The 20,050-nt window shown below is 69.4% G+C and carries 11 protein-coding genes and 4 pseudogenes; 10 read left to right on the forward strand and 5 right to left on the reverse strand.

The genetic code is table 11. The features are described from left to right. The first annotated feature begins 41 nt into the window (after positions 1–41). Positions 42–858: pseudogene (locus AC3IYI_RS29900) on the forward strand (IS5 family transposase). A 186-nt stretch (positions 859–1,044) separates the two neighbouring features. Here the strand turns inward: AC3IYI_RS29900 and AC3IYI_RS29905 are convergent. Both AC3IYI_RS29905 and AC3IYI_RS29910 read right to left on the reverse strand, forming a co-directional pair. Next, positions 1,045–1,419 carry a hypothetical protein gene (locus AC3IYI_RS29905; RefSeq protein WP_489406591.1) on the reverse strand — a complete coding sequence of 125 codons (375 nt, stop codon included), beginning with the start codon at positions 1,417–1,419 and terminating at the stop codon, positions 1,045–1,047. A 279-nt stretch (positions 1,420–1,698) separates the two neighbouring features. Next, positions 1,699–3,387: a recombinase family protein gene (locus AC3IYI_RS29910; protein WP_489406592.1), complete on the reverse strand. Its 1,689-nt coding sequence runs from the start codon at positions 3,385–3,387 to the stop codon at positions 1,699–1,701. Between the two features lie 45 nt (positions 3,388–3,432). Between AC3IYI_RS29910 and AC3IYI_RS29915 the strand changes: the two are divergent. From AC3IYI_RS29915 to AC3IYI_RS29930, 4 genes and pseudogenes are all read left to right on the forward strand, one after another. After that, positions 3,433–4,031: pseudogene (locus AC3IYI_RS29915) on the forward strand (thymidine kinase). Positions 4,032–4,202: 171 nt separating this feature from the next. Further along, positions 4,203–5,813, forward strand: a complete 1,611-nt coding sequence (locus AC3IYI_RS29920) for an outer membrane protein assembly factor BamB family protein (protein WP_489406593.1) — start codon at positions 4,203–4,205, stop codon at positions 5,811–5,813. A gap of 343 nt (positions 5,814–6,156) precedes the next feature. Continuing rightward, positions 6,157–6,942 carry a DUF8017 domain-containing protein gene (locus AC3IYI_RS29925; RefSeq protein ID WP_489406594.1) on the forward strand — a complete coding sequence of 262 codons (786 nt, stop codon included), beginning with the start codon at positions 6,157–6,159 and terminating at the stop codon, positions 6,940–6,942. Positions 6,943–7,059: 117 nt separating this feature from the next. After that, positions 7,060–7,131: pseudogene (locus AC3IYI_RS29930) on the forward strand (thymidine kinase); the annotation flags it as partial. 5 nt (positions 7,132–7,136) lie between these two features. On the opposite strand, the gene pdxR reads toward AC3IYI_RS29930, so the two are convergent. Next, positions 7,137–8,543, reverse strand: a complete 1,407-nt coding sequence (gene pdxR, locus AC3IYI_RS29935; protein ID WP_489406595.1) for a MocR-like pyridoxine biosynthesis transcription factor PdxR — start codon at positions 8,541–8,543, stop codon at positions 7,137–7,139. Positions 8,544–8,599: 56 nt separating this feature from the next. Here pdxR and AC3IYI_RS29940 point away from each other — a divergent pair, with 56 nt between their 5' ends. Beyond that, on the forward strand, positions 8,600–9,775 hold the full coding sequence (locus AC3IYI_RS29940) for an MFS transporter (RefSeq protein WP_489411731.1): 1,176 nt from the start codon (positions 8,600–8,602) through the stop codon (positions 9,773–9,775). Between the two features lie 267 nt (positions 9,776–10,042). Here the strand turns inward: AC3IYI_RS29940 and AC3IYI_RS29945 are convergent, their stop codons facing one another. Further along, positions 10,043–11,596 carry an alkaline phosphatase family protein gene (locus AC3IYI_RS29945; protein ID WP_489406596.1) on the reverse strand — a complete coding sequence of 518 codons (1,554 nt, stop codon included), beginning with the start codon at positions 11,594–11,596 and terminating at the stop codon, positions 10,043–10,045. Between the two features lie 205 nt (positions 11,597–11,801). Here AC3IYI_RS29945 and AC3IYI_RS29950 point away from each other — a divergent pair. Continuing rightward, positions 11,802–11,906, forward strand: a pseudogene (locus tag AC3IYI_RS29950) (thymidine kinase); the annotation flags it as partial. A 100-nt stretch (positions 11,907–12,006) separates the two neighbouring features. Here the strand turns inward: AC3IYI_RS29950 and AC3IYI_RS29955 are convergent. Continuing rightward, entirely contained in the window at positions 12,007–14,007 is a 2,001-nt protein-coding gene (locus AC3IYI_RS29955) for a calcium-binding protein (protein WP_489406597.1), read from the reverse strand. Positions 14,008–14,422: 415 nt separating this feature from the next. On the opposite strand from AC3IYI_RS29955, the gene AC3IYI_RS29960 reads away from it, so the two are divergent. From AC3IYI_RS29960 to AC3IYI_RS29970, 3 genes are read left to right on the forward strand one after another with little or no spacing between them, the layout of a single operon-like run. Then, on the forward strand, positions 14,423–14,848 hold the full coding sequence (locus AC3IYI_RS29960) for an SseB family protein (RefSeq protein ID WP_489406598.1): 426 nt from the start codon (positions 14,423–14,425) through the stop codon (positions 14,846–14,848). After that, complete coding sequence (locus tag AC3IYI_RS29965) at positions 14,848–15,411, forward strand: hypothetical protein (RefSeq protein ID WP_489406599.1); 564 nt, start codon at positions 14,848–14,850, stop codon at positions 15,409–15,411. Before AC3IYI_RS29960 ends, AC3IYI_RS29965 begins: the two co-directional genes overlap by 1 nt. Further along, positions 15,411–20,039 (forward strand): putative T7SS-secreted protein, encoded by a 4,629-nt coding sequence (locus AC3IYI_RS29970; protein ID WP_489406600.1) that lies wholly within the window; start codon positions 15,411–15,413, stop codon positions 20,037–20,039. The genes AC3IYI_RS29965 and AC3IYI_RS29970 overlap by 1 nt, the downstream gene beginning before the upstream one ends. The last annotated feature ends 11 nt before the right edge of the window (positions 20,040–20,050 follow it).

Consider the following 20,050-nt stretch of genomic DNA (forward strand, 5'->3'; position numbering starts at 1 on the left):
AGAAGTCATCTCATTTGGGCTTCGCGGGTAGGTTGTCGGTCATGGCGAGGATCGTTGAGCGGCTGGTGCCTGACGAGTTGTGGGTGCTGTTCCAGCGGGTGGTGCCGGAGGCGCCGTCGCGTCCCCAAGGCGGTGGACGGCGCCGGCACGGTGACCGTGAAGTACTGGCCGCGATCGTGTTCGTCGCGACTTCGGGTTGCACCTGGCAGCAGCTGTGCAGCTGCCCACGGCATCGTTCGGCCCTTCGGGGGCGACAGCCCACCGACGGTTCTCCGAGTGGAGCAAGGCCCGCGTGTGGGCCAAGCTCCACCGCCCGGTCCTTGACGAACTCGGCGCCCGCGGCGAGCTCGACTGGTCCCGCTGCGCGATTGACTCGGTGAACATGAGGGCCTTGAGAAGGGGGATCTGACAGGTCCGAATCCTGTCGATCGGGGCAAGTACGGTTCGAAGATCCACTTGATCACCGAGCGGACCGGTCTGCCCCTGTCCGTGGCAATCTCGGGCGCCAACCTGCACGACAGCCAGGCCCTCGAGCCCCTCGTTCGCGGCATACCGCCCATCCGTTCCCGCCGCGGACGCCGACGACGCAAGCCCGGCAAGCTCCACGCGGACAAGGGCTACGACTACGCCCACCTGCGACGATGGTTACGCGGACGCGGCATCAAACACCGCATCGCCCGCAGAGGCATCGAGTCCTCACAACGGCTCGGCCGCTACAGGTGGGTCGTCGAAAGGACCATGTCGTGGCTCGCCGGCTGCCGACGACTCCACCGCCGCTACGAACGCAAGGCCGAGCACTTCCTCGCCTTCACCAGCCTTGCCTGCACCCTCATCTGCTACCGCCGACTGGCCAAATGAGATGACGTCTTAGACCTTTACCGGCGCTGTCGCCGATCTTGTGATGCTGGCACGTTTGCTGGGATATCGCACCGTCCTGGCACCGGAGCGGTCCGTTTACCAAACGCGGTCGGTTCCATCGGGCGGGAGCCTTCGTGCACGCGACTGCGGCAAGGTGCTGCCTCGCCGACGCCCCTGCCCCAGGACTCACGCGCAGTTGGGGCAGTCCGTGACGTGGGTGGCGTGCAGGGATTTGATCAGGGTGAAGTCGGTGTCGACTGCAGTACGGGAGTACGAGGCGAGCGCCCCGAGCCCCACCTTCTCACCGTTCCTGAGGACCAGCCCTGGGGCCTCCGTCGGGGCCAGGCCGGGACCGTCACCGGTGTTGACCGCGCCGATCGCACACCAGGGAACGACTTTCGAGCGCCCCAGGCCACGCTCGGTCAGACCCATGGAGTCGATCTGCACTCCCATGACACAACTGCGGAACGCAATCCACATGCCGCCCGCCGCAATCACGGCGAAGAGCACCGCGCTGGCGGGATCTGCGGCGTCCCCGCTGATCAGCATCCCAGCACCCATCAGCGCAAACAGACCCCCCACCATGAACAGGACTATGCGCTGCCCCGGCCTGCGGAGAGTCCGGGTGGATATCGGGCGCAGGGAAGGGGGCTCCATGACCGCGACCCTAAGCCGTAGCCACATACCGCGCACGGGTTTCAACCACCACAAGGTCGATGCCAGCGCCTGTTGTTCGTACCTGTCTCGGTACTCGATGCGTGCGCCGACACCATCCCTCGAAGGCAAGCCGTAGCCCCCGGCATTCGCGAGGGCTACGGCTTGTGTATGCGTCAGAGCTGTCTACGTCGCCGACTCCTCGGGAAGTCGAAGCGATGCCTCGATGGCGTCAATGACGTCCAGCCCGATCCGAAGCTGCCGCTCGTCTAGTTGCTGATTCGCCACGTGCTTCTGCGTCGGCAGGTTGTGCGTGACGACCCCGTGGGCGACATCGTCGGTCAACTCGACATGTACTGCCTGGGCCATCCGCCGTACGTCGCCCAGCTGCACCATGAACCCGAACGGCTTGCCGGGGATCGGATCGCGGTAGACCTTGACGGCCACCCGGTGTTCTCGGAGGAAGAGCTGCTTGCCCTCATCGTCCCGCGAGTTCCAGATGTCCGCGAAGGCGCGGCCTGTCAGAGCGAACTTCCCGCGCTGCTCTTCGTACTCGGCGAACTGGATGCGAAGCCGCGACAGCTTTGCGGACTGCGAGTTGAGCAGAGACCAGTAGACCTCTTCCTTCTCAGGGGCGTCGTATTTGCCTGCCCCGAAGTCGGCCTTCAGTCGGTCCAGGCGTGCCTGGGTGGCCGTGATGTCGCTGGACGGGTCGTGCAGGTCGGCTGCCACCTCCCGCGCCTCGGGGAGGTGCCCCATGTGCTCCAGGAAGACCTTGGTCAGTTCGCCTTCGAGTTCCGCCGAGTCCACGGCCGCGGCGCTCTCGCAGGTGCCCTGGACCTTGTGCCGGCTGCACTTGTACCGGGAGTAGTGCCACTCCTTCGCCGGGCGATCCCCCTTGGCGGGCTTGCGGTTGGTGAAGCCGGCCTTGGTCAGCGGACCCCCGCAGGAGCCGCACGTAGCCACTCCGACCAGCATGGCCTGGCTCTTGGTGGCCTTGGGCCCGAAGGCGCGGTTGTCCGCCAGTTTCAGGACCACCTTGTTCCATGTGGCGAGGTCAAGGAGGGGGGTGTCCGCGATCATGCGCGGATTGCCGGCGTCGTCCTCGACGATCTCACCCTTGTAGGTGTAGAGCCCGGCGATCTTGGGGTTGAGCATCATCCCCCGGATCGAGGAGTTCGACCATTGGCTCTCCTGCGCCCGCTTGCTATTGGGCTGGATCCGCGAGAGCCACGTGGGCTCGCCCCGGGTGGCGAGGTCTTTCGAGATGGAGCGCAGGCTCTCGCCGTCCAGGATCTTCTTCGCGATCTCCTGGGCGAGCTCTATGTAGCGGGGGAGTGCTTCGAGTCGCTTCCCCTTGCCCTTGCCCACCTGGACGATCTCGTAGCCGAAGGGCGGGAGGCCGGCCACCCACATGCCGGAGGCGAGGCGGGTCTGTACGGCGTCGAGTGCCCGGGACCGGATCGTGTCCAACTCTCCCTCGGCGAAGACAGCGAGGATCTGGGCGAACATCTTGCCCATGGGGGTGGACATGTCGATCCCCTCCTGGGTCGACACGATGATCTTGCCGTTCTCCTGGCACCACTGGACGATCTCGCTGAAGTGGGCGACCCGACGACTCAGCCGGTCGATCTTCATGACGCAGAGCGCGTCCCAGAGGTCCTTGTGTTCATCGTCGAACCACTTGCCGAGGTCGGGGCGTTTGAACGGGTGGAGTCCGCCGGACACGTCGGTGTCCGTAGCCCAAGCGACGATTCGAGCGTCCCGCCCCGGCGCCTCCACCCAGTGCTGTACGTGCTCCTTCTGGCGGGGTATCGCCGTGGAATCGTCGGTGTCGACGGAGAGCCGCAGTGAACCCAGGACGCGCAGTGTCATGGGATGACCCTAGCGTGAGTTGGTGGATGGTCAAGAAAGAAGGCACTGGCGCTCCAGATCGCCCACACCGCGACGCTCGGGGCCTGCAGGGCGTGATCTTCACCCGTGACGACCGTGCGGGGGAGGGCAAGCTCTCGTCCCGTCTGGGCCTGGTGACGGAGGCGGTCGAGGCGCCGGAGGGCATGGACCTGTACGCGTACCTGGTCGCGCAGCTGTCCAAGGGCGGCAAGGCGGACTACGTGATCGTGGACGAGGCCCAGTTCCTGGAGCCCGCCCAGATCGACCAGCTGGCCCGCATCGTGGACGACCTCGGCATGGACGTCTTCGCCTTCGGCATCACGACGGACTTCCGTACGAAGCTCTTCCCGGGCTCGCAGCGCCTGATCGAGCTGGCGGACCGCCTTGAACAGCTCCAGGTCGAGGCCCTGTGCTGGTGCGGCGCCCGCGCCACGCACAACGCCCGTACCGTGGGCGGTGAGATGGTGGTCGAGGGCGCCCAGGTGGTGGTCGGCGACGTGAACCGCCCGGCGGAGGAGATCGGCTACGAGGTCCTGTGCCGCCGCCACCACCGCAAGCGGATGACGAGCGCCGCGGCCCACGCGGGTGCCCTTTCCCCGGACGTCCTCCCGGTCAACCACGCTTGAGACGGTGAGCCCGAACGCGGCGTGCGCGAGGGAGACGCTGTCGACTTGGGTGAGCCCGCCCGCACCTGGCGGGTACACGCGCCGGGGAACAGGGCCGGAACCGGGCACGGTGACGGGAAGTAGCCGAAAAAAGTATCCCAGTTCGGCCGTCCCGCCAGCCACACTGACCCCATGACCCGTCGCGACTTCGACGAACTGCCGCGCCCTGATCGGCAACCGCAGGCAGTCCAGCCGGGCTACGGCTCGGTCTACCGGACGCCACAGCCCGGATCGGGGCCCGCGCCGGGCAATCCCTACGCGCAACCGCCGGTGCAGCCGGCGGACTTCGTACGCCCGCCCCGCCGCGGCCTGCGGGGCAGGACCGGCGTGCTGGTGGCGGGCCTGGTCGCGGCCCTGCTCGCCCTCGGCGGCGGCTCGTACATCCTCCTGCGCGACGGCTCCGGCGACGCCGGGGACGGCGACACCGCCGCCCCCGCCGCGTCCGCGTCCGTGGACCAGGGAGACGGCCAGGGTCCCGGCGGCCCCCCGTTCGTCTTCGACCCCAACGCCGGGATTCAGCCGGGCGAGGGCCGGGTCTGGCTGGTGTCGAACCGGACCGAACTGCCCGGCTCTGGTGCCTCGCAGCACGGCCCCTGGCGCGTGGGGGACGCCGTGATCAAGGCGATGTACAAGGAGGTCACCGCCTACACCACTACCGACGGCAAGGAGAAGTGGAGGCTTCCCCTCGCCACGCCGCTGTGCGGGGTCCCGGAGAGTCCCGGCCCGAACGGGAAGATCGTCGTCGGGGTCCGCGAGAAGGACAGCGCGACCTCCCAGTGCACCCACCTCCAGCAGGTCGACCTCGCCACGGGCCAGGCGGGCTGGAAGCTGGAGATACCGAAGGAGAAGGTCTTCGACCAGGCTTCGGAGTTGCGGCTGGCCATCTCAGGGGACACCGTCGCGGTGGCGCGTGCCGCGGTCGTGAGCGGTTTCTCGGTCACCGACGGGCACAAACTCTTCGGTACGCCGAGCAGCGGCTGCGCCCCCGCGACGGTCGGAGGCGCCGCCGCCAGGCTGATGCTCGTACGCGACTGCTTCGGCCAGGACTCGGCCGACCGGCAGTCGGTGATCGAGGAGATCGACCCGGCGACTGGCGCTGCCAAGTGGAGCCACCAGTACGCGAAGGGCTCGAACCTCGGCCAGATCCTGTCCGTGGACCCGCTCGTCGTCAGCACCTACAACACGCAGGAGAAGGTCTGGAACATCACGGCCTTCGCCGCCGACGGCAAGGTCCGCTCGCAGGCCAATGCCGCCTTCGGGGTCAGCAAGCGGTGCAACGGCTGGGGCAGCGGCAGCGGCGACCTGCACGACTGCAACGCGGCGGTGGCCGACGCGGACACCCTCTACATCGCTGGCGGCACACCCGACGCCAAGTACCCGCTGGACGTCGACAAGCCCGACGAGGTGATCGCGGTCGACCTCAACACCGGTCAGGTGAAGTGGCGCACGACGGGCCCCGACGGCCGCGTCATGTTCCCGCTGGCCATCGAGGAGGGGAAGGTCGTCGTCTACGTCGACACGGACAAGGGCCTGTCCGCGGCGATGGCGGCCATCCCGACGGGCGGAGGCCGGCCCCAGATATTCCTGCAGAGCCCGAAGATCGCCAAGGGGCCCGAATCCGCCTTCTACACCTCCAGCGTCCGGCTGGCCTGGGTCGAGGGACGCGTCTTCCTGCTCAACGGGTCCGTACGCAGCCCGGAGCCGAAGAAGGTGGACCACTCCCTGATGTCCTTCGGGAGATAGGTCGCGGGACCCCGGCGGGAAGGGTGGCCGGATCCGCGCCCTCTCCGCCCCCGAAGCGTGACGAGCGGCGGCCACCGCCCTATTGTTGCGCGCCATGTGGCCAGGACAGCAGACGCCCGATGGGGACCAGAGCAGGCAGAACCCGGGGCAAAACCCTTACCGGCAGCCGGTTCCCGGACAGCAGGGAGCCCAGACCGGCCCCTACGGGCCTGGCATATTCGGCCAACCTTGGCAGGGCGCCACGTCCGGTACGCACCAGCAGTACCCGTCCGGCGCGCCGACTCCGCCTCCTGGACCGGCGCCGCGTTCCGCGCCCCGGCGTAAGGCCGCCGTGGCGATATCGGTGACGGTGGCTGCGGGGGTGGCCGTCGCGGTGACCGCCGCGGTCCTCTTCCGGGACGGCGACAGGGCGGACGGCGCCGGGGGGCCGACTTCCCCTGCACCCGCCTCCGGTGCCGCGTCCGGCTCCGTGTCCTCGGGCGCCCCGGGCACCGTGAAGTCGACGGTCAAGGGCTGGAAGGTCGTGGTGAATCCGGCGCACGGCACCGCCTTCGACGTACCGCCGGACTGGGAGGTCCTGGAGCCGCAGATCTTCAGCGGCTTCTCGGACGACAAGGACCCCGACAAGCCGGTGATCGGGCACACCGCGCCCGCCTTCTTCAAGAAGAAGTGGTGCAGTCTGGATGCCAACGGCGACGGCTACGTCAACGACATCGCGCTCGCGTCCTCCGGTACCAAGGGCGCCGACGGCGCAAAGACCACCGACGAGGTCGCCGAGAAGACGGCGACGGCCTGGGCATACTCCGCGTTCGCATCCCCGGACAAGGAGGTCGTCAAGTGGGACAAGCCGGTGGCCTACACAACCAAGGCCGGGGTCAAGGGGAGTTACGTGAAGGCCCGCACCGAGGGCGCCAAGAAGGACCACAAGTGCGCGGGGGACGGCTGGGCGATCGCCTTCGGCTTCAAGAATTCCAAGGGCGACTTCGTCGCCTGGGACTTCTACGGCCGGTCGGGCGTCCAGGGAGCCGTCCGCGACGACCTGGTCATGCGCATCCTCAGCACGGTCCGCCGCTCCGGCGACCCGGTCCCAGACCCCCTCCGCAAAGAGGCCTCCCCTTCGACTCCGTGAGTCTGGAGGCAACCCCGGCGCTGGACCTCTCCGCATGTGTGGTGGAGTGCCTGTCGCGGGCACAGCAAGGTCGACTACGTGGTCGCGGAGTGCTGGATGTGGTCCCGCCGGCAGGGGGCGGACCGCCTGGAGCAGCTCCAGGTCGAGGCCCTGTGCTGGTGCGGCGCCCGCGCGGCACGGACCCGTGATGCGGGCTACCGGCCCGTGAGCAGGTCGCCGACCGCCGTGATGCCTGCTGTGATGGCACGTTCGTCGACGTTGCCGAACCCCAGGACCAGCTGTGCCGGCTCCGTCGCACGCGAAGAGCGGCAGGTGCTCATTCCGCAGAGGCCCACGGACCGGGCGCGGGCGGCTGCGATGACGTCCTGCTCATGGGGCGATCCGTCGAGATGAGCGATCGCGTGGAAGCCGGCCGCCAGGCCGGACACCCTGACCTCTGGGGCGTGTTCGGCGAGTGCGGCCACCAGGGCGGTACGCCGTGCTGCGTAGGCCGTCCGCATCCTGCGCAGGTGCCGGTCGAAGCGGCCGGACTCGACCATTCGCGCGAGGGCGAGCTGGTCGAGCGTGGGCGACCCCCGGTCGTCTCGTCGCTTGAGCTCGGTGATCGGCTCGGTGAGCGCGGGCGGGCAGATCATCCATCCGATGCGCAGGGCCGGCACGAGGGACTTGCTGACGGTGCCTATGGAGATCACGCGGTCGGCCGCGAGTCCTTGGAGGGCACCCACCGGCTCCCGGTCGTACCGGAACTCGGCGTCGTAGTCGTCCTCGATGACGACGGCGTCCCGGCGCCTGGCCCACTCGATCAGCGCGAGCCGCCGCTCGGGTGCCAGGGCCACGCCGGTCGGCCACTGGTGCGCGGGGGTCACGACGACGGCGCGGGCGTCGGTCGCGGCGAGCGCCTGCACGGCGATGCCGTGTTCGTCGACCGGCACCGGGATCGCAGACAGGCCCGCCGAGGCAGCGGCCGAGGCGATCACGGCCGGTGAGCCCGGGTCCTCGTACGCCACCGTGCGGACGCCGGTCCGGGCCAGCGCGCGCAGGGCCAGACCGAGGCCCTGCGCGTAGCCGGAGCAGATCACGATCCGTTCCGGGTCCGCTGCGGCAGCGCGCACCCGCCGCAGATATCCGGCCATGACCTCGCGCAGTACCGCACTGCCGCGCGGGTCACCGTAGTCGAGCGCCGCCGTCGGCATGACGCGTGCCGCCTCGCGCGTGGCCCACAGCCAGTCGGCGATCGGGAAGCTGCCGAGGTCCGGGACGCCCCACTTGAAGTCGGCCACCAGGCTCGGAGGTGTCGGAACCGGTGGAGTGGGCGCCGACGGTACGCCGGCGCCGGCCGCGACCCGGGTGGCCGAGCCGACGCGTGTCACGAGGTATCCCTCGGCCTGGAGCTGGGCGTAGCAGTCCTGCACCAGACCGCGCGACAGCCCGAGCATCCGGGCGAGTTCGCGGGAGGACGGCAGTCGTTCGCCGACCTGCAGCCGGCCGGTCCGGATCGCGTCCCGCAGCCGGAGTTCCAGCTGCGCCCGCAGCGGCTCGCCGCTGCCCCGGTCGATGACCAGCAGTAGATCGGGCGACAGACCGGACCACTCCAGAGGCATGGAATTGGAGCTTACCGGCGATCCGCCCGGGCCCTTAGCTTCGTCGTGTGACCAGGATGATCAACTCTCAGGCTCAGGGGGCCGGTTCACGGCCGCCGCTCGTAACGCGGCCCCTGCTGCTGCGTTTCGTCTCGGTCGTCGGCGCCTCGACGAGTTTCTACCTGCTGTTGTCGGTCGTCCCCCTCTATGCCGAGGCGTGCGGGGGCAGCGGTGCCGCGGGACTGGCCACGGGCGCGCTGATGCTGGCGACGGTCGGAGGCGGGCTGGCCACTCCCCGGTTCGTCGCCCGCTTCGGTTACCGCCTGGCGCTGGTGACGGGGCTGGTCCTCCTCGGCGCACCCACGCTGGTGCTGACCGCTTCCGAGAGCACGGTGTGGATCACGGCGGTCTGTGTGGTCCGCGGTCTGGGCTTCGCGTTCACGGTCGTCGCGGGTGGCGCTTTGACGGCATCGCTGATCCCGCCCGAGCGGCGGGGTGAGGGGTTGGCTCTGGTCGGAGTCGTCTCCGGGGTACCGTCGCTGGTGGCCCTGCCGCTGGGTGTGTGGCTGGTCGCGCACGTGGGGTACGCGCCGGTCTGTATCGCCGGCGCTCTGGCCGCTCTGGCCGCGATCGTCTCGGTTCCGGGCCTGCCGGACCGCGAGCCGGCCTCGGGACGGCCGATCGGGGTGCTGGCCGGGTTCCGGACGGCCGCCCTTGTGCGGCCCGCTGTCGTCTTCTCGGCCACCACGCTCGCCGCCGGCATCATCGTCACCTTCCTCCCCCTTGTCGTTGCGCCGGCTTCCACACGACTCCTTGCCATGGCCCTGTTCGTCCAGCCCGCGGCGTCAACCGTGGCACGCTGGGTCGCGGGCCGATACGGCGACCGGCACGGACCGGCCGGACTCGTCCTGCCCGGCCTGACCGTCTCGGCTGCGGGAACGCTGCTGACCTCGCTGACCCACAGCCCGGTCGCCGTCGTCGTTGGCGTGGCCCTGTTCGGGGTGGGCTTCGGAGTCACCCAGAACGCCACCCTGACGGTGATGTACGCGCGTGTCCCCGCCTCCGGCTACGGCACCGTCAGCGCCCTGTGGAACTTCGCCTACGACGCGGGCATGGGCGTCGGCGCCATCGGGTTCGGGGTGCTCGCAGGCCGGACGGGCTACTCACTGGCTTTCGCCCTCACGGCCGCACTGATGCTCACCGCCCTCGCCCCGGCCTGGCGCGACCGCGCGACGACCGGCACCCGCCGGTAGCCGACATGGAGACATGGAGACCAGATGTCCTCCCGGTCAACCACGCCTGACTCGGCGCACCGGTCGGCGGAGCCTGCGTGCACGACCGCGGTTGAGGCTGTCACCGCGAGTCTGAAGAGGGCCTCTCCGTCGGCACCTGAGGACGAGTACCCGGCGGGACGTCGGCCCCGAGACCTGGTGGGTCCCGGGCCGACGTGCGGCCCTGTGTGAAGAGCGCGCCGCTCAGTCCGCCGGCCGCCGCATTGGCACCGGCGGCCGGGCGGGCGGTCAGGCCGCTGTGACGACTACTCCGTCGATCACCCAGTACCAGTCGTTGTCACCGGTGTAGCGGAAGCGGAAGCTGACGCTGGTGGCCCCGGAGGGGACCGTGAGGCTCAGGGTCTGCGGCTGCGAGATGACGTCTGCCGTGTACTTCTTCACGCTGACCGGAGTGCCGGCGTTCCAGGATGCGAGGACCTCGGCGGTCTGGCTTCCGTAGCTGCGGTAGAAGGTGGTGAAGTCGAGCTTGACCGTGCTCTTTCCGGCGACGCCGTACGCCGGGGTGACGAGCGTCGAGTCGAAGCGGCCGGAGAGGGCCTTGTCCGACCACTCGTCGGAGTCGGCGACGGCGAAGACGCCGCGTGCGCGGACGTTGAGCTCACGGGACTGGTCGCGCTGGCTACGGGACCAGAACTCGTCGGTGGCGAAGGACCAGCCGCGCCACTCGGTCATGCCGCCGGTGCCCATGGCGCTGTTGATGACGGACCAGCCGCTGGGCGCGGTGTGGGTGAAGCCGAGGACGCCGGCCGGGATGCCGGTCTCGTCGATCCGCCCGGACAACGAAGACTGCAGGGCGTCGAAAGGGTCGGTGGAGCGTTCCTGGACGGGCTTGCCGTCCAGGCCCCAGGACGGGTCCGGGGTGATGCCGAGCTGCTTGAAGACGGTGGGCGCGACGTCGACGAGCCGGGTGTCGATCGGGCGGGCGCCCGCCGCGATGCCGGGCCCTTGGGCAAGGATGAAGGTGCGGCGCTCCTCGATGGCGGAGCCGCCGTGGCCGCCGGCGTCCACGTGGCCGTGGTCGGTGGCGACGATGACCGTCCACCGCTCGGTGGAGTACGAGGGGCGGGCCGCGATCGCGGCGAGCAGCCGGCCCGTGTAGCCGTCCTGGACGTCGATCGCGTCGAGGTACGCCTGGCTGGCGGCGCCGGAGTTGTGGCCGACTATGTCGGTGTTGCCGAAGTAGACGAACATGACGTCCGGGTTCTGGTCCCGGATGATGGCCTCGGACTCGTCCGCGATCTTCGCGTCGTTGACCGCGTAGTCGTCGACGAGCACGAGCTTGGCGTCCGCGCCCGCGGTGGCCGTGCCCTGGCTGTCGAGGGGCTGCCAGTCGACGGCCGCGTAGGTGGACAGCTCGGGGCGCACCTGGGCGAGGCGGGCCAGGAAACCGGGGTACCGGGCGTAGTTCTTGCCGGAGAAGGTGTTGTCCTTCACCCCGTGCTTGTCGGGCCAGACTCCGGTGGTGATGGTGGACCAGCCGGGTCCGGAGGAGGTCGCGGCCATCGGGTTGGCGTAGAGCAGGCTGCGTCCGTATGTGCCGTTCGCCATCATCGACTTGAGGTGCGGCGCCGAGGCGGCGTCGATTCGGTCGTGGCGTACCCCGTCCATGCCGATCACCAGCACTTTGTCCTTGCTGGTGCCGTTCGGGAGGGTCGGGGCGGCTGCCTGTGCGGGGGTGGCCAGGGCGGTCGTCGTGGTGACCAGGGCGGTGGCTGCGGTGGCGGCGGTGGCGGTGAGTACGGTGCGGCGGGATATGCCGGGGGTCGGCACGGTGTCCTCCATGAGGGGTTCTGGCGGTGTTTCGGGTATGGGCCATCGGTCCAGTACCTGCGGAGCGATGCGGTTCTGGACTAGACCCGTTATCTTTCTGATACAGAGTCGCCGCGCACCACCGCGCTGAGGTGAACCTTGCGTCAACCGTTGATGGCCACATGCCTGATGGCGGCACGGTCCGGTGATCTGGCGCTGCCGAGGATTGAGGGCGTTCGGCCCCGAGGTCCTCTGCCGCAGCCACCACCGCAGGCGGATGACGAGCGCCGCGGCCCACGCCGGCGCCCTCTCTCCGGATGTCCTCCCGGTCAACCACGCCTGACCGTTCTCCTCGGTGTCCAACCCCAACGCCTGCGCGGCCCGGGGGAGTGTCCAGGCCGCGCAGGTGGAGGGGTGAGGAGGTCGGGTGGGATGGGTGGCTACTAGCAGCTGCTGCGGATGTCGCCCGGGTCCGTTGAGCAGCGGTCGAAGCCGCTGCCGCCGACGGCCCTGTCGTTGCCGTTGACGCCGTCGACGGTGTTGAGGGTGTCGTTGCCGGAGCCGCCGTCCAGGCTGTCGGCGCCCGGACCGGCGATCAGGGTGTCGCTGCCGGAGCCGCCGCTGACCACGTCGTTGCCGGGGCCCGCGTAGACGGTGTCGTTGCCGCTGAGGCCGCAGATGACGTTGTTGCCGCTCGTTCCGACGAGGGTGTCGTTGCCGCTGGTGCCGACGATCGCGCAGCCACGGGCGTTGTTCACGGTGGTGGTGAAGGTGGTCGAGTTGTTGGAGGTGTCGGCGTCCGTCTCGGTGGCGTCGACCGCCGCCGTGTTGGTGAGGGTGCCGGTGGTCCTGGGCTCGACGACCACCACCACGGTGGCGGATGTGCCGGGGGCGAGGGTGCCCAGGGCGCAGGCGGCGCTGGTGGGCGTCGTGGTGCAGGTGCCCTGGCTCGGTGTGGCCGACAGGAGCGTGGGGGACGCTCCGGTGACATGGTCGGACAGTGTGACGCCGGTGGCCGGCTCAGTGCTGTTGTTGGTCACCGTCACCGTGTACGCGGCCTGGTCACCGATGCTTACGGTGGCCGGGCCGCTCTTGGCGACCGAGACGTCCCCTTCGGCCGGCGGCGGGGGCGGCGGGGGTACCGATCCGCCGCCACCCTCGTACCGGGCGAGCGCGAAGTCGATGCCGGGTCCGCCGGTGCCCGCGGCGACGATCTTGCCGTCGGACTGCAGCTTGACCCCGCGACCCTCGTCGGCGCCGCCGAAGTCCGTCGTCACCACGCCGTCGCCGCTGAAGCCGGTGTCGAGGCTGCCGTTGGTGTTGTAGCGGGCCACCAGGAAGTTGCCCGCCGCCGCGCCGGTGAGGACGATCCTGCTGTCGCTCTGGAGCTCCATGTCCCAGGAGGACTCCGTACCGCCCAGGCTGGTGGTCACCAGGCCGTCGGTGTCGAAGGCGGTGTCGCGGGCGCCGTTGGTGTTGTAGCGGGCCAAGGCGATGTCGCCGCCCGTGCTGCCGGCGGCGACGATCCGGCCGTCCGTCTGTACCCCCACGCCGCGCGCGGCGTCGGACCCGCCGAAGTCCGTGACCACCATTCCGTCGGTGTCGAAGGTGGTGTCCAGGATGCCGTCCGCGGTGTAGCGGGCCAGCGCGAAGTCGAGGTTGCCGGCGTTGGTGCTGTCGAACAACCCGGCAGCGACGATCTTGCCGTCGTCCTGCAGCGTGATGTCCTCCATGAAGGAGGGGCCGCCGCCCGGGAAGCCGTGGAGGTTGCTGCCGAGGAACGTGCCGAAAGAGGCGTCGGAGTTGCCGTCCGCGGTGAAGCGCCCCACGACGAACTGGCCGATGGAGGTGCCGGCTGCCAGGAACTGGCCGTTGGGCAGGACCTTCAGCGCCATGCCGCTGTCCTGGCCGTTGGCCCACTGGGGGACGAGCACGCCGCCGTCCGCGAAGGCCGTGTCGAGGCTGCCGTCGGCGTTGTAGCGCAGCACGGTGAAGAACTGGCCGGCCCCCTCGATGCGGCCGTGTCCCGTGACGAGGATCTTGCCGTCGCCCTGTACCGCAACGGCGTTCGCCTGGTCCTCGGCGCCTTGGAAGTCGGTGCTCACCGTGCCGTCGCCGCCGAAGCCGGTGTCGAGGCTGCCGTCGGCGTTGTAGCGGGCCACCGCGAAGTCGCCGTCGTCGTTGCCCGTACCGGTGGTGCCCACGACGACGATCTTGCCGTCGGGCTGCACGGCCATGTCGCGGGCGCTGTCGCCCCGCCCGAAGTCCGGAGTGAGTACCTGGCCGCCGGTACCGAACGTGGTGTCCAGGTCCCCCGGTGCGGCCATCGCGACGCCGGGGAGGGCGAGGACGAGCGCGAGGCTCGCCGCCGTGACGGCACCGGTCCGGACACCGGTCTGGACGCTGTTCGCCGGTCTGTGGCGTGCAGAACTGAACAAGGGCATACGGGGGTCCACTCCGGTCTGTCGGTCTCCGTGCGGCACGTGACGGCAACGCCGCGATCCGCGGCACAGCCTCGTAGCCGTCGGCGTCGAGCAGCCCCAAGCCCGGCCCACGCTGGTCCCCCTGGCCGCCGGGTTCCACCCGCACGAGTGAGGGGCACGGTTTCCGTCCCGCCAGACCGGCCGCCTCACACTCGCGGATGCCCGGACCTTGGTGGAGCTGCTCGACACCGGCGATCAGCCCGGTCGCCAGCGAGAGCGCATGACCTCGGCCGCGTCCCGGTCGGGCACCCTCTCCCCGGACGTCCTCCCGGTGAACCACGTCTGACGGGGCCCTACCAGGGGGCCTGAGGGAACCGGTGGGGGCCCCGGTAGCGTGTTGCTCTAGGACGCTGACCGGCGCTGGAGGGGACACGCCATGGAACTGACCGGAGAAATCGCGGCGATACGGGATGGGCTGGGCGACCCGGCACGCCTGCTCGGGGAGTTCCGGCGGGCTGCTCTGCTGGTTCCGGTGGCCGATGGTCCTGATGGTGGTCTGATGTCAGCCGTGTCGGGCGGTATCCGCTGGATCTATGCGTTCACGGACGAGGAGGCGCTGGCCCGGTTCGCGGCGGCGCGCGGTGAGGCGGATGCCGGCCGGGAGTGGGAGTACCTCTCGGTGCTGGGCGCGCGGTTGGTGGACGCCGTGATCCCGGCCGCGGACGGTCCGGCGGGTGTGGTCGTGAACGTGGCGGACGAGGACGGGTCGATGTTCTTCCCGCCGGTCGCGGGCATCGTTCCGGACGCGAATGCCGTGGACCGGGACCGGGACCGGGACCGGGACCGCGGGCAGGCCGCCTGATGGCCGGGAACGGGGACCTGGAGGTATCGCCGGCGGCGGTCAAGAACATCCAGGACGGTCTGCGGGCCGCGATCGGTGAGCTGCGGGAGTCGGGGGACGCGGCCGGTGCGTCGATGGGTGCGGGGTTCGAGAACCTGGCGATGACGGGCATGGAGGCCGGGCACGCCGGGCTCGCAGGCGACTTCGAGGATTTCTGCGAGCGCTGGGAGTGGGGCGTGCGCAGCCTCGTGCAGGACGCGAGCACTCTCGCCCAGTCGTTGGGGATCGCGGCGGGCACGGTGTGGGAGGAGGAGCAGTACCTCCACGGCACGTTCCGGGTGGTTGCGAACGCGGCGTACGGCAATCCGCACGCGAGTGAGGACGAGATCGAGAAGAAGCCGTGGGGAGAGATCTTCTCCGCGGACGTCTACAAGCCCGATTACAGCGCGGAGTCCTTCGAGAAGAGCCAGGAGCAGATGCGTAAGACCTGGTCGGACACGGGGGACACGCTGACGTCCTCGGGGCGGATCGGTTCGTTGAAGGACCTGCTGGAGCAGGCGAAGCGTGACGGGGACGGTCACTGATGGGCTGGCGGGACTTCGTTCCGGACGGGGCCGAGGACTGGGCCGAGGACCGGGTCGAGGACCTCGGTGACGCGGTCGAGTGGGCCGGGGACAAGACGGCGGGCTTGGCCGAGGACGTCGGGCTGGACGGTGCCGGGGACTGGATCCGTGACAAGAGCCGCTCGGCCGCCAACCGACTGGGCGCGGATGTCGCGGAGTTGGAGCTGGGGCAGACCGAGGACCCGAACAAGCTGGTCTACGGCAGCGTGTCGAAGATCCGCGCGCAGGTTTCCCACCTGAACGACTTCAAGGCGTCCTTCGACAAGGTCGGCAACGGGCTGAAGGGGATGGGGGAGCCGGACGGCCTGAAGGGCAGGACGGCGGATTCCTTCAGGGAGTCGGTGGCGAAGGAACCGCCGAGGTGGTTCAAGGCGGCCGAGGCCTTCGGGAAGGCCGCGGACGCGATGGGCCGGTTCGCGGAGACCGTGGAGTGGGCGCAGGGGCAGGCCAAGGAGGCCCTGGAGGAGTACAACCGGGCGAAGAAGGTCTCCACCGAGGCCCGCACCGCGCACAACAAGCTGGTCGACACCTACAACGATGCGCTGAAGGCGAAGAAGGATCCGCTGCCGCCCCGCCCCTCGGAGAACTTCACCGATCCGGGGACCTCGATCGCGACGGCCGCCCAGGACAAGCTCGACAGCGCCCGCAAGCAGCGCAACGACGTCGCGGAGACGGTCCGTACGGCGGTGCGGGCGGCGCGGGACGCGGCTCCGCCGAAGCCCTCGTACGCCAAGCAGCTCGGCGACGGCATGGATTACCTGGACCTCGCCAAGACGCACCTGACGGGTGGTGTCATCAAGGGCACGGCCGGGATCGTGAACTTCGCGCGTGCGCTGAACCCGATGGATCCGTACAACCTGACGCATCCGGCCGAGTACGTGACGAACCTGAACTCGACGGCGGCGGGTCTCGTCACACTGGCCAACGACCCGCTCGGTGCGGGCAAGCAGATGCTCGACGAGTTCATGAAGGACCCCTCCGAGGGCATCGGCAAACTGATCCCGGAACTCGTCGGCTCCAAGGGCCTGGGCTCCCTGAAGAAGATCGGCTCCACGGCCAAACACCTCGACGACCTCAAGGGTCCAGGCCGCACCGGTCTGGACAAGGACGGGCCCGGCAGCGCGTCACGTACGGGCAAGGACACGACGTGCGTCGACGACCCCGTCGATGTCGCGACCGGCCGGATGGTCCTGCCACAGACCGACCTAGCCCTGCCGGGCTCGCTGCCGCTCGCATTCACTCGTACCTTCGAGTCCTCCTATCAGGCGGGCCGGTGGTTCGGCCGGTGCTGGGCGAGCACCATTGATCAGCGCCTGGAGATCGATGCCGTCGGAATCGTCCTCGTCGGCGAGGACGGCAGCATCCTGGCCTATCCACACCCCGCGCCGGGGGTGCCGGTGCTGCCCACACATGGGCGCCGCTGGCCCCTGTCGGTCACGCCGGAGGGAGAGTTCACGGTCACCGACCCGGAGACGGGCCGGGTCTGGCATTTCACGGCCGAGGGCATACTTGTCCAGCTAGGTGACCGTAACGGTGCCTGGATCGCGTACGAGTACGACGCGGACGGCACTCCGACGGGTATGAGCCACAGCGGTGGCTACCGGGTGCACCTCACCACCAGCGGCGGCCGGATCACCTCGCTCTCCCTCGCCGACGGCACGAAGGTCCTCGACTACGCCTACACCGACGGTGATCTGACCGAGGTCATCAACTCGTCAGGGCTGCCCCTGCGGTTCGGCTACGACGAGCACGCACGGATCGTCTCGTGGACCGATACCAACGGCCGCCATTTCGACTACACGTACGACGATCAGGACCGTTGCACCGCCCAGTCCGGCACGAACGGACACGTGGACTCCCGGTTCACGTACGGGGACGGCGTCACGACGGTCATCGGCGCCTTGGGTCACCAGCGCCGCTACGTCGTCGACGACAGGTCGCTCGTCGTCGCCGAGACCGACGGGAACGGCGCCACGACCCGTTTCGAATGGGGCCCGTTCAACCGGCTGCTCAAGCGGACTGACCCCCTGGGTCTGGCAACCCGCATCACCTATGACGACAACGGACTCGTCACATCCGTCGAACGCACCGACGGCCGCCGGACGGCGATGCAGTACAACGCGCTCGGCCTTCCCGAACGGGTCACACGACCGGACGGCACGTCCGTGCGCCGGACCTACGACGAACGGGGCAATCTCCTCTCCGTATCCGGCACCTCCGGTGCGGACACCCGGTACGCGTACGACGACCGCGGCCACCTGTCCTCGGTGACGAACGCTCTCGGTGAGACATCGTCGATCCGCTGCAACGCGGCGGGCCTCGTCGTCGAATCCGCCAATCCTCTGGGTGCCGTCACCCGGTACACCTACGACGCCTTCGGGCGCGTGGCCACCGTCACGGATCCGCTCGGCGGGGTCACCCGGCTGACGTGGAGCGTGGAGGGCCGTCTGCTGCGTCGGGTGGAGCCCGACGGCAGCGAGCAGTCGTGGGTGTACGACGGTGAGGGCAACTGCCTGACCCATACGGACGCGAACGGCGGGCGGTCGGTATACGAGTTCGGTGACTTCGACGCCCTGGTGGCGCGCACCGGGCCCGACGGGGCGCGGTACTCCTTCGCACACGACCTCGAGCTCCGGCTGACGGAGGTCACCAATCCGCAGGGCCTGACCTGGACGTACGAGTACGACCCCGCGGGCCGGCTGACTTCGGAGACGGACTTCGACGGCCGGACCCTGAACTACGCCTACGATGCGGCCAATCGGCTTGCGGCCCGGACCAACGCCCTCGGGGAGACGGTTCGGTACGAGTACAACGCGCTCGGGCAGACCGCCCGCAAGGATGTCGCCGGCGCCGTCACCACGTACGAGTACGACCATGCCGACCAGCTTGCGCGGGCCGTCGGCCCGGATGTGACCCTGACACGGATTCGCAATCGTGAGGGCCTGCTGCACTCGGAGACGGTCAACGGCCGCACGCTCAGCTATGCGTACGACGAACTGGGGCGTACGGCGCGGCGCATCACGCCGAGTGGCACGGTCAGCGAGTGGTCGTACGATGCCGCCGGCCGCCGCGCGAGCCTGATGGCCTCCGGTCGGACGCTCACGTTCGAGCATGACGCGATGGGCCGCGAGACCGTCCGCCGGATCGGCGCGGGCGTCACGCTCTCGCATGGCTTCGACGAGGTGGGGCGCCTCACGGAGCAGCACCTGACCGGTATCGACGGCCGGACCCTGCAACGGCGCGGCTACACCTACCGGCCTGATGGCCATCTGACCGCGGTGGACGACGCGCTGGGCGGGGTGCGCACCTTCACCTTGGACGGTGCCGCACGCGTCACGTCGGTGGAGGCGGGGGCGTGGACGGAGCGCTACGCCTACGACGAAGCGGGGAACCAGACCTCCGCATCCTGGCCCATTCCCCACCCGGACGCAGGGTCGGCCGCTGGGCCGCGGACCTACACCGGCAACCGCATCGTCAGCGCGGGAGGCGTGCGCTACGAGCACGACGTGCAGGGGCGTGTCGTACTGCGGCAGAAGGTCAGGCTCTCCCGCAAGCCGGACACCTGGCACTACTCGTGGGACGCCGAAGACCGCCTGGTGGGGGTGACGACCCCGGACGGCACGGTCTGGCGCTATATCTACGACCCATTGGGCCGGCGGGCGGCCAAGCAGTGCCTGTCGGCGACGGGCGAGGTCGTGGAGGAGGTGGTCTTCACCTGGGAGGGCGCGAACCTCTGTGAGCAGACCACGCGCTCCGCCCAGCTCCCCCACCCGGTCGCCCTGACCTGGGAGCATCGGGGACTGCACCCACTGACACAGACGGAGCGCATCCTCGCGGCACCTAGGGAGGAGATCGACAGCCGGTTCTTCTCGATCGTCACGGACCTGGTGGGCACGCCCACCGAACTCGTGGACGAGCGGGGCGAGGTGGCCTGGCGCACCCGGTCGACCCTGTGGGGGGCGACCACATGGAACCGCGACGCGTCGACCTACACGCCCCTACGCTTTCCGGGGCAGTACTTCGACCCCGAATCGGGTCTGCATTACAACGCCTTCCGTACGTACGACCCGGAGACGGCGCGCTACCTCAGCCCTGACCCGCTGGGCCTGGCCCCGGCGCCCAACCCGATGGCGTACGTCCACAACCCCCACACGTGGTCGGACCATCTGGGCCTGGCTCCGGACGAGTGCAGGGTCACCGTGTACCGCAAGCAGACCGAGCATCCGCTCAGTCAGAGGGTGCACATCGACGAGAACGGCAACGTCACGATCGACGGCAACAACCATCTGTACGTCAACATGAGCGGGGATCTGCGGCACACCGTGGAGTTCCGCGGAGACAACGGCCAGATCGTCGCCTTCGACGTGCCGAAGAGCTTCGTGGATGACATCCGGGCGAGGGCGGTTCCCCAAGAGCAGCCGGACGGACTCGGCTTCACCAAGCAGGAATGGAAGCAGGTGAAGCAGATCTATCCGGAGATATCCGACCCCACCAGAGGAACGGACCTGTACGGACTCCCAGGCGAGGTGATCGACCAAATGCGCAAGGTCATCATTCCTGGTTCCGGTAGGATCGTCCAGGACTCTTAGCGAGGATTGTG

Source organism: Streptomyces sp. GL_148 (assembly GCF_057834205.1).

Coding starts and splice junctions, on each gene's coding strand:
- AC3IYI_RS29920 (WP_489406593.1), top strand. CDS start 4,203: ATGACCCGTCGCGACTTCGACGAACTGCCGCGCCCTGATCGGCAACCG.
- AC3IYI_RS29955 (WP_489406597.1), bottom strand. CDS start 14,007: ATGCCCTTGTTCAGTTCTGCACGCCACAGACCGGCGAACAGCGTCCAG.
- AC3IYI_RS29960 (WP_489406598.1), top strand. CDS start 14,423: ATGGAACTGACCGGAGAAATCGCGGCGATACGGGATGGGCTGGGCGAC.
- AC3IYI_RS29945 (WP_489406596.1), bottom strand. CDS start 11,596: ATGGAGGACACCGTGCCGACCCCCGGCATATCCCGCCGCACCGTACTC.
- AC3IYI_RS29970 (WP_489406600.1), top strand. CDS start 15,411: ATGGGCTGGCGGGACTTCGTTCCGGACGGGGCCGAGGACTGGGCCGAG.
- AC3IYI_RS29940 (WP_489411731.1), top strand. CDS start 8,600: ATGATCAACTCTCAGGCTCAGGGGGCCGGTTCACGGCCGCCGCTCGTA.
- pdxR (WP_489406595.1), bottom strand. CDS start 8,543: ATGCCTCTGGAGTGGTCCGGTCTGTCGCCCGATCTACTGCTGGTCATC.
- AC3IYI_RS29905 (WP_489406591.1), bottom strand. CDS start 1,419: ATGGGTGCTGGGATGCTGATCAGCGGGGACGCCGCAGATCCCGCCAGC.
- AC3IYI_RS29910 (WP_489406592.1), bottom strand. CDS start 3,387: ATGACACTGCGCGTCCTGGGTTCACTGCGGCTCTCCGTCGACACCGAC.
- AC3IYI_RS29965 (WP_489406599.1), top strand. CDS start 14,848: ATGGCCGGGAACGGGGACCTGGAGGTATCGCCGGCGGCGGTCAAGAAC.